This is a genomic window from Candidatus Symbiopectobacterium sp. NZEC135, from assembly GCF_025962695.1.
Window position 1 is genome coordinate 1 of sequence record NZ_JAGFPF010001088.1, and the last position, 722, is coordinate 722.

The following is a 722-nucleotide window of genomic DNA, read 5'->3' on the forward strand; positions in this document are numbered from 1 at the left end:
ATCAACGCCAGCGTATCGCAATGGAAAAATTGACAGATATCACGCACCCGGCTGGGCAGGCGCTTTTCACTGTAAACGTTATCGAAGGGCATATGATGTCACTTGAACTGCTTTTGATGCATGTGGTGTTACTCTACTTATATCAATCATATCATTACCTTGGATCAGGAAAGCACCGAAACAAAGTAGAGGTAATCTATGATTCACATAGACTGAATGTCAGGCTCTCGATTTCCGGTAGCGCTACTTACCGATGCCGCAGGGAAAAGAAACCCGCAGCATTAAGCATAGGTGATTATCCTTCTATATCCCCGTCGCAGGCAAGAGAGCGCGGGCAGCAATTTGGTACCTGGATCACCGAAGGTCACCACCTGCGCTGCGGACTGCCTGGATGCCGTTTACTGTTCCACATTTATTGGCGTTTCCTTGTCTTTGATTTTACCAAAAGAGAATTCTGTGTAGTTAATATCGGTATATCCTTTCACCAACATTTTCCCTTGCGTAAGGTCAGACAGGCTTGTCCATACGGTATATTCCGTCTGCGATGGTTTAGCGTCTCCCTGCCCATTTTTCTCATCCACACTACTATCTTTGATACGGTCAAAGCGGTTCATAATGTGCGCTAGCGTATTCATCGCGAGTTGTGAATTTGCCGGCTTTTGCGCATAGGTCGTGTAAAATACACCACGAATGAATCGGCCTACAGAGGTGTCTGACGATGG

The 722-nt window shown here is 46.4% G+C and carries 1 protein-coding gene and 1 pseudogene; one reads left to right on the forward strand and one right to left on the reverse strand.

Annotation, left to right across the window (positions count from 1 at the left end; translation table 11 throughout):
- Nucleotides 1-116: 116 nt before the first annotated feature.
- Nucleotides 117-359 (forward strand): annotated as a pseudogene (locus J5224_RS32610) (Arm DNA-binding domain-containing protein); the annotation flags it as partial.
- A 39-nt stretch (nt 360-398) separates the two neighbouring features.
- On the opposite strand, the gene J5224_RS32615 reads toward J5224_RS32610, so the two are convergent.
- Nucleotides 399-722: linear amide C-N hydrolase (locus J5224_RS32615; protein ID WP_264629073.1), on the reverse strand; the 324-nt coding region annotated here is incomplete at its 5' end.